Origin of the sequence: Streptomyces corallincola (genome assembly GCF_019104725.1) — a bacterium.
Taxonomy (GTDB): domain Bacteria; phylum Actinomycetota; class Actinomycetes; order Streptomycetales; family Streptomycetaceae; genus Streptomyces; species Streptomyces corallincola.
In genome coordinates, this window is the sequence record NZ_JAHRXF010000007.1 from 147,554 (window position 1) to 155,430 (window position 7,877).

The 7,877-nt window shown below is 74.0% G+C and carries 6 protein-coding genes; 2 read left to right on the top strand and 4 right to left on the bottom strand.

All coding sequences use genetic code 11. The features are described from left to right. Positions 1-62 precede the first annotated feature (62 nt). The 4 genes from mmuM to KUM39_RS07920 form a co-directional block, all read right to left on the bottom strand. Positions 63-977 (bottom strand): homocysteine S-methyltransferase, encoded by a 915-nt coding sequence (gene mmuM, locus KUM39_RS07905; RefSeq protein ID WP_217784705.1) that lies wholly within the window; start codon positions 975-977, stop codon positions 63-65. A 59-nt stretch (positions 978-1,036) separates the two neighbouring features. After that, positions 1,037-1,630, bottom strand: coding sequence for a TetR/AcrR family transcriptional regulator (locus KUM39_RS07910; RefSeq protein WP_217784706.1), 594 nt, complete (start codon positions 1,628-1,630; stop codon positions 1,037-1,039). 41 nt (positions 1,631-1,671) lie between these two features. Continuing rightward, the gene (locus KUM39_RS07915) at positions 1,672-2,922 is read right to left on the bottom strand and encodes an ROK family transcriptional regulator (RefSeq protein ID WP_217784707.1); all 1,251 of its coding nucleotides are present in this window, start codon (positions 2,920-2,922) and stop codon (positions 1,672-1,674) included. 273 nt (positions 2,923-3,195) lie between these two features. Then, a complete protein-coding gene (locus KUM39_RS07920; protein ID WP_217784708.1) occupies positions 3,196-4,446 on the bottom strand; it encodes an FAD-binding protein in 1,251 nt (416 codons plus the stop codon). A gap of 324 nt (positions 4,447-4,770) precedes the next feature. Here KUM39_RS07920 and KUM39_RS07925 point away from each other — a divergent pair, with 324 nt between their 5' ends. Both KUM39_RS07925 and KUM39_RS07930 read left to right on the top strand, forming a co-directional pair. Further along, a complete protein-coding gene (locus KUM39_RS07925; RefSeq protein ID WP_217784709.1) occupies positions 4,771-6,171 on the top strand; it encodes a radical SAM protein in 1,401 nt (466 codons plus the stop codon). 208 nt (positions 6,172-6,379) lie between these two features. Further along, entirely contained in the window at positions 6,380-7,867 is a 1,488-nt protein-coding gene (locus tag KUM39_RS07930) for a cellulose-binding domain-containing protein (RefSeq protein WP_217784710.1), read from the top strand. Positions 7,868-7,877 lie beyond the last annotated feature (10 nt).

The following is a 7,877-nucleotide window of genomic DNA, read 5'->3' on the forward strand; positions in this document are numbered from 1 at the left end:
GTGCGGCGTGCGGTGTGCGCCGCGCCGTACGCAGTGGGCCGTCGAGGACGTCCGGGGCGCTCTCAGGACGTGCCCCGTGCCACCGCCCCCGTCATGCTCCTGATCGTCTCCGGTCCCACCCGGCAGCACCCCCCGATCAGCCGCGCGCCCGCCTCCCGCCACCCCGGCACCAGCTCGGGCCGCAACGTCATACCGCCCGTCCAGGCGCGGGCCGCCGGGTCCCAGGTCTCGCCGCTGTTCGGGTAGGCCACGGCGGGCCTGCCCGTGACGCGGACCGCGACCTCCACCGCGTGCCGTACGTCCGCCGGGGCACAGCAGTTGACGCCCACCGCGATGATCTCGTCCGCGTCGGCGGCCACCGCGAAGGCGTCCTCCAGGGGCTGACCGGCACGGGTGCGGTCGCCGGTGATCGTGTACGACAGCCAGGCGGGCACCCCGGACCCGCGTACCGCGCGGACCAGCGCCGCCGCTTCCAGGGCGTCCGGCACGGTCTCCAGGGCCAGCACGTCCGGCCCGGCGGCGACCAGCGCCTCGACGCGCGGCCGGTGGAAGCGCTCCAGCTCGGCCACGCTCAGCCCGTACCGCCCCCCGTACTCGGAGCCGTCGGCGAGCATCGCCCCGTACGGGCCGACCGACCCGGCCACCCACAGCGGCCGTGCCGTCTCCGCGCGGCGGGCCGCCGCGCGGGCCAGGTCCACACTGGACGCGATCAGCCGGGCCGCCTCCGCGCGGCCGGTGCCGCGCCGGGCGAAGCCCTCGAAGGTGGCCTGGTAGCTGCCGGTGATCGCCACGTCGGCGCCCGCCGTGAAGTACGCGAGATGCGCCTCCACCAGCGCCTCGGGCCGCTCCGCCAGCAGCCGCGCCGACCACAACTCGTCCCCCAGCTCGTGCCCGGCCGCCGCGAGCTGGTTCGACAGCCCGCCGTCCAGCACGAGCGTCCCGGCGGCGAGGGTGTCGGTGAATCCGGTACCGCTCATGCCCCTGACGTTAACCGCCCGCCGGAGACTCCGGCCACGGCTCCGGGCCGCTCGGGGCGTCAGGCGCCGCCGGTGTCCTCCGTGGACTCGCGGGGCCAGTGGGTGAGGGTCAGGTGGAGGGCCTCGACCGCCCTGTCCCAGGACGCCTGGACGGGCCGGGCCGCGCCGAAGCCGCCCGCTGCCTCCAGGACGCAGTAGCCGTGGAAGGTGCTGCGCAACAGCCGTACGGCGTCGGTGAGATCGGGCTCGGTGAGGTCGTAGGCGCGGAGCATGCCGTAGGTGATCTCGGTGGTGCGGCGCAGGGCGGGGGAGTCCGCGGTCAGTGTCCGGTCGAGGCGGATCTGGGTGGCCGCGTACCGGCCGGGGTGTTCCAGGGCGTAGGAGCGGTAGGCGCCCGCGAAGGCGGTCAGCGCGTCCCGGCCCGCGCGACCGGCGACCGCCTCCGCGATGCGGTCGATCAGCTCGGCGCCCGCGCACAGGGCGAGCCGGGTGCGCAGCTCGCCCAGGTTCCGGACGTGCGAGTACAGGCTCGCGTCCTTCACCCCGAACCGCCGGGCCAGCGCCGACAGGCCCACGCTCTCGAACCCCGCCTCGTCCGCCAGCTCGGCCGCCGCCTCCACCAGCCGCTCCACGGTGATACCTGCTCGCGCCACCAGCCACCTCCCTTGTCCGACCAGGAAAAATCCTAGCCGTCCTAGGAGTGGCCTTGCTGGGGCAGTGACAGCGGCAGCGAGCGCCGTGCCCCCGCCCGGCGGGCGCACGCGGAGCGCAGCGCGCCCTCCAGCGCGAAGGTCGCCGCGCCCAGGGACACCGGGTCGGTCGGGATGGGGGAGAGCACGATGTCGGTGGCGGCCAGCGGCCGGGCCAGCGCGTGCCGGGCCACCGCGTCGCGTACCTCGATGAGCAGCGGCTCGCCCAGCCGGGTCGCCACCCAGCTGCTCAGCACCACGATCTCGGGGTTGAGCAGATTGACCAGATCGGCCACGCCCGCGCCGAGATAGCGGGCGGTCTCGCGGAGCACGGCGAGCGCCTGCGGATCACGCGCGGCGCTCGCGGCGGCCAGCGCGTCGATGGTGGCGGTCTGGTCACCGGGCCGCAACAGCGGTGAATCCGGGACGAGTTCTACGAGGTTGCGCATGATGCCCGGCGCGCCGACGTACGTCTCCACACAGCCCCGGTTGCCGCAGCGGCAGCGCCGCCCGTCCAGCACGAGCGTGGTGTGCCCCCATTCGCCCGCGCTGTTGGTCACCCCCCGGTGCAGATCGCCGCCGAGCGCGAGTCCGGCGCCGACGCCCGTGCCGAGGTTGACCACCACCGCGTCCCGCCTGCCCCGCGCCGCCCCGAACCACAGCTCGGCCACCACACAGGCTCGTAAGGGATTGTCCAAGTACAGCGGATACGGCAGGAGTTCGGCCAGCAGATCGAGCAACGGGACCTCGTGCCAGCTCCAGTTGGGTGCGTAGGCGGCCGAACCGGTGTCCCGGTCCACCTGCCCGGGCACGCTCACCCCGACCCCGAGCACCCGGTCCGGTGCGAGCCCGGCGCGGGCCACCGCGGTGCGTACGGCGGCGGCGACCCGCGCGGCCACCCGCTCGGGCAGACTCTCGCCGGGCCGCATCTCCTCGTCGGCGCGGGCCAGTGTGTTCAGCGCCAGATCGAACAGCTCCACGTGCACGTACGTCTCCGCCACGTCCACGCCGACCAGCGCGCCCGCCGACGCGTCCACCGCGACCAGTCCGCGTGGCCGCCCGCCCGCCGAGTCCTCGTGACCGACCTCGGTGATCATCCCGAGGTCCTGCAACTCCGCGACCAGAGTGGCGACCGTGGCCAGACTCAGCCCGGTCGCGTGCGCCAATTCCTGCCGGGAGGTGGGGGAACCGGCGATGAGCTGACGCAGTACGTCGTACCGGTTGGCGGTGCGGATGTCCCGTGACGTGCGCCTCATCCGGCTGCCCTCCCAGACCGTCCCGTCGGCAACCGTGCCGCCCGGCCGGACGGCACCCGTGTCGGCGGGGCGCCAGGGTATGGGGGTGCGGGGGCTTCCATCAAGGCATGAGAAAGGGGATGAACGAAGTCCCGTACCGCGTCTCACCCTGCGGACGCCGACGCCGTCCGGGCAACTCCCCGAGGCGTGAACGGGGTTCGAGCCGGTGCGGTACGGAGCCGTCGGCCCCCGGCGCCTCGGGCACACCGGCGCGTCCGCCTCCGCACCCGCCCGTCAGTCCTCCAGCACCGCCCGTACGAACCCGTTGGCGAACTTCCCCGCCGGGTCGAGCGTCCTCGCCAGCGCGCGGAAATCGGCCAGGCGCGGGTACCGGCCGCGCAAGCCCGGTGCCGGAACGGAGTACACCTTCCCCCAGTGCGGGCGTGGGCCGAACGGGTCGAGCACCGACTCCAGTCGGCGCACCACGGGCCGTACCGCCTCGGCGTCGGCGGTCCAGGTGAAGTGCAGGGCCACCGAGTCCCGCCCGTACGCCGGACTGAGCCACTGCCGGTCCGCGGCGACCGTGCGCACCTCACAGGTCTGGAGTACGGGGGCGACCGCCGACCGCACCGCGTCGATCGCGTGCAGCGCCTCGACCGCCGTGTGCCTCGGCAGCAGGTACTCCGACTGGAGCTCGTCCCCGCTGCTCGGGGTGAACTCGGCCCGGAAATGCGGCAGTCGCTCGTGCCACGGCCCCGGCACCCCGAACTGCTCCGTGCAGTTGACCGCCGACATGCCCGGCACCGGATGCAGTGCCTCCGTCGCGGGCGCGGCCCACGGGAACGTCAACTCCCCTTGATCGGTGCGGTGTTTGACCCACACCTGGCGGAACCCCGGCTCCCGCCAGTCGGTGAACAGACTCACGCTGTACGCGCACCCCGCCACCGCCGCGAAGTCCAGCCCCTCCAGCGGAAGTTCGGTGAACACGTGCTGCTCGACCCCGTATGACGGCTCCAGGTCGAGGGTGAGGGCGGTGACCACGCCGAGCGCGCCCAGCGCGGTGACCGCGCCGTCGAAGCGGGAGTCGCCCCGGCCCACGGTCAGTGCCGTGCCGTCCGCCGTCACGATCTCCACCTCGCGCACCGCCGACGCCAGCGGGCCGTTCGTCACGCCCGAGCCGTGCGTGCCGGTGGCGACCGAACCGGCGACCGAGATGTGCGGCAGCGAGGCCATGTTGCCGAGCGCCAGCCCGTGCGCGTGCACCGCGCGGGCCAGCTCCGCGTAGCGCACCCCGCCCGCCACCCGGACCGTCCGCGCTGCCGTGTCCACGTCGAGCACCGGCGGCAGTCCGGCCACCGACAGCAGCAGGCCGTCCGCGCCGGGGTCCGCGATCCGGTTGAAGGAGTGCCCGCTGCCCAGCACCCGCACCCGCGCGGCCCCCGCCACCAGCGCCCGCAGCGCGTCGAGCGTCTCCGGGCGCCGGTACTCCCGCGCCTCGTACGTGATGTTCCGCGCCCAGTTCGTGACCGCCGCCGCCCGCGTCATCGCCGCCGTCCCTCCCGCCGATAAGCCCCCAGGGGCACAGGGACACCAGCGTAGAGACCGCCGCCCGGAGCCCTCGCGGGGGCACCCGGCGCGGCCCGCGGGTCCGGTACGCCTCGTACGGCGCTCCACCACATGGGGCGACCCACCACCCGCGCGGGGCCCGCCATGTGCGGGGACCACATGGGGGAAGCCACCACCTCCGCACGCCCGCCACCTGCGGCGACCACATGTGCCCACCCGCCATCCACAGGGACCCGCCACGCCCTCCGCCCGCCGGGGGGCATACGGTGAGAGATGTACGCGAAAGCCGGGAGGAGATTACGGATGGGCAGCCGCACCGCGCTGGTCGAGGATCTGATGGAGCGCTTCCCGCATGTGCCACGGGAAGCGGTCTTCAAGGAGGACCTGCTCCGCGGCGGTGTCGCCTTCGACCCGTCCGCGCTGAGCGACAACGAGAACGGCGAGGTCAAGCCGAAGTCGTACTTCATCTTCTCCTTCGACCACGGCACCCTGCCGGAGCTGGGCGAGGCCGCGCTGCGCCGCCCGCCGGAGGAGATCATCCTCACCGGCGGACCGTACGACCTGCGCCGTACGGTCGTCTCCGTCCGGGTGAATCCGTCCTCGCCCTACCGGGTCGCCGCCGACGCCGAGGGGCAGCTCGGTCTCTACCTGGACGGCCGCCGGATCTCCGACGTGGGCGTCCCGCCGATGCCCGAGTACTACCGGCACACCCTCTCCAACGGGAAGTCCGTGATGGAGGTGGCCCCCACCATTCAGTGGGGCTACCTCATCTACCTCACCGTCTTCCGGGTCTGCCAGTACTTCGGCGCCAAGGAGGAGTGCCAGTACTGCGACATCAACCACAACTGGCGCCAGCACAAGGCGGCCGGGCGGCCGTACACCGGGGTCAAGGACGTCGAGGAGGTCCTCGAAGCCCTGGAGATCATCGACCGGTACGACACCCAGAAGGCGTCCACCGCCTACACGCTGACCGGCGGCGCCATCACCAAGACCGTCTCCGGGCGCGACGAGGCCGACTTCTACGGCCACTACGCCAAGGCCATCGAGGAGCGTTTCCCCGGCCGCTGGATCGGCAAGGTCGTCGCCCAGGCGCTGCCCAAGGCGGACGTGCAGCGCTTCAAGGACTACGGCGTGCAGATCTACCACCCCAACTTCGAGGTGTGGGACGAATATCTGTTCAAGATGTTCTGCCCCGGCAAGGAGCGCTACGTCGGCCGCGACGAGTGGCACCGGCGCATCCTGGACTCCGCCGACGTGTTCGGGGCGCGCAACGTGATCCCCAACTTCGTGGCGGGCGTGGAGATGGCCGAGCCGTTCGGGTTCAAGACCGTGGACGAGGCCATCGCGTCCACCACTGAGGGCCTGCGCTTCTTCATGTCGAACGGGATCACCCCCCGGTTCACCACGTGGTGCCCCGAGCCCACCACCCCGCTCGGCAAGGCCAACCCGCAGGGCGCGCCGCTGGAGTACCACATCCGGCTGCTGGAGGCGTACCGGCAGACGATGGACGACTTCGGTCTCGCCTCGCCCCCCGGCTATGGCCTGCCCGGCCCCGGCCGCGCGGTGTTCTCCGTCAGCTCGTTCATGGACAGCCTGCCGCCGGTGGACTCCGACGGGACGGCGGCCGACGGCAGCCCGGCGGCGGATTCGGCAGGGACCACGACCGGGTGCACGGCCGGGAGTTCGGCGCCCGCCACGGCGTGAACGGCCTGCTCGGCGGCGTGACCGCGGGCCGGGCGGGGGAGGGCGCGCGGGTGGCCGACGGTCACACCGCGCGACGCTTCCCTCACCCGATCCGCATCGGTCGCTTGTCAGTTGTGTCGGAGACGTGAAAAGCTCCTGCCCCTGCGAGGTCCCGCCAACTCCACCGTCCCCGTGGTGAGTTGACCTCGTCCGTGGATGCAGGAGTTCCATGCCCGACCTGCCGGCGCCCCAGGGTGCCACCGAGGCCGCGCTGTTCGCCGAGTGCTGGGACGCGGTCCTCTCGTACGCCGATCTGTGCACCGCCGACTCGCTGACCACGCACCGGCTCGCGGGTGAGGCGTTCGCCGCCGGGATGCGCACGGTGCGCGGCGCCGAGGCCGCGTCCGCACGCGGCCCCGGACGGCTGCCGGTCATCGTGGAGTTACTGGGCGCCGTACGCGCCACCGCCGCGCTCTGGGAGGCCGGAGGCCGGGGCCACGCCCTCGATCCCGGCCTGCGCCAGTGGCTCCGCTCCGCCGAGGGCGCCCGGCACACCGGCCCGCCACCGGGCCGCCCGGTCGCCCTGCGCGGCCTGCGGGACCTCAGGGAACCCGACGCCTCGCTGCTCTGGCTGGCCGAGGTGGAGGCGCTGCCGCTGCCCGCCGTGGCCCGTCGGCTCGGCCTCGACGCGGCCGGTGCACCCGCCGAACTCGACCGCGCACGGGGCGTGTTCCGTGACCGCTGCCGCCGTGCCCACCTGGACGGCAGCACGGACCCGGCCTGCCGGGGGTACGCCCGTCTGCTGGACGCGGTGACCCGCTCGCCCGCCGCCGAGGTCCCGCTCGACCTCTCCGACCACCTCGCCGACTGCCTGCGCTGCGCCGAGGCGGCGGCCTGTCTGCGCCCCTACGGCCACGGGCTGCCGGGCGCGCTCGCCGGGGGCGTCGTCGGCTGGGGCGGCCTCGCCTACCTGGAGCGGCGCCGCCGGGCCGCCGAATCCCGCTTCGGCCACGCGCCGGACACCGGCGCGCCGGTGACGGGCCCGGCCACCGGCACCCGTCACCGCCTCCCGCGCGGCAGCCTGCTGGCCGGTGCCGTGGTCGTCCTGTCCGCGCTGGCCCTGGGCGCGTCGATGATGCCGTTCGGCGGCCAGGCCGCGGAACACACCGAGGCGACCACGACCACCGCCGACCCGTTCCCCCTCACCGCGCCGACCGTCTCGCACACCGCGCGTCCGCACCCGGCGACCACCCGTCCCGCCGCGCCCGCGCCCGCGTCCCGTACCCCCCGCTCACCCCACTCACAGCCTCCCGCCCACCACCGCACCCCCGCGTCCACCCCGCCGCGCGCCACCGCGTCCCGTACGGACCGCGGCCGTACCGCGCCCCGCCCGGCCACCTGCCACGTCGTCTACCACCTGGACAGCCAGTGGGAGACGGGATTCCAGGCGACGGTCTCCCTCACCACCACCCACCCGGTGAACGCCTGGCGCCTGACCTGGACCTTCCCGGACGCCCAGCACACGACCCAGATGTGGGACGCCACCCCCGACCAGTCCGGCCCCCGCATCACCGTCACCTCCCCGTCCTACGCTCCCGACCTCACCCCCGGCACCCCGGCGGCCTTCGGCTTCACCGGCACCTGGCAGGGCGCCAACCGGTCTCCGTCGGACTTCGTGCTGAACGGGGCGGGGTGCGGTGTGGAGATCACGAACTGAGGAGCGACGC

Coding starts and splice junctions, on each gene's coding strand:
- KUM39_RS07925 (WP_217784709.1), top strand. CDS start 4,771: ATGGGCAGCCGCACCGCGCTGGTCGAGGATCTGATGGAGCGCTTCCCG.
- KUM39_RS07915 (WP_217784707.1), bottom strand. CDS start 2,922: ATGAGGCGCACGTCACGGGACATCCGCACCGCCAACCGGTACGACGTA.
- KUM39_RS07930 (WP_217784710.1), top strand. CDS start 6,380: ATGCCCGACCTGCCGGCGCCCCAGGGTGCCACCGAGGCCGCGCTGTTC.
- mmuM (WP_217784705.1), bottom strand. CDS start 977: ATGAGCGGTACCGGATTCACCGACACCCTCGCCGCCGGGACGCTCGTG.
- KUM39_RS07920 (WP_217784708.1), bottom strand. CDS start 4,446: ATGACGCGGGCGGCGGCGGTCACGAACTGGGCGCGGAACATCACGTAC.